Source organism: Olsenella sp. DNF00959 (genome assembly GCF_001553055.1).
Classification (GTDB): Bacteria; Actinomycetota; Coriobacteriia; order Coriobacteriales; family Atopobiaceae; genus Olsenella_I; species Olsenella_I phocaeensis.
In genome coordinates this window covers 891-1,183 of record NZ_KQ960130.1, presented here as the reverse complement: position 1 = coordinate 1,183, position 293 = coordinate 891, and the positions used below count along the sequence as shown (strand labels likewise).

The window sequence follows — 293 nt, the reverse complement described above, 5'->3', positions numbered from 1 at the left end:
GGATTACCAGTCAGAACGACACTGCTCCAAAACATCTTCGAGAGGATGGAGAACGGCGGGTTGGTTGGATTACCAGTCAGAACGACACTGCTCCAAAACTGGCGCATGGTGCTGTTGGCCATCCTGCGCGTTGGATTACCAGTCAGAACGACACTGCTCCAAAACGAGGACGGCCGAGATCAGGGCCGAGTACGGGTTGGATTACCAGTCAGAACGACACTGCTCCAAAACCGTGCCGTCGCTGGGCCACTGCACGCGGTCGTTGGATTACCAGTCAGAACGACACTGCTCCA

The 293-nt window shown here is 56.0% G+C and carries 1 CRISPR repeat array.

What is annotated here, in order from left to right:
- Position 1 precedes the first annotated feature (1 nt).
- A CRISPR array of direct repeats spans positions 2-293; the repeat unit is 28 nt; unit sequence GATTACCAGTCAGAACGACACTGCTCCA.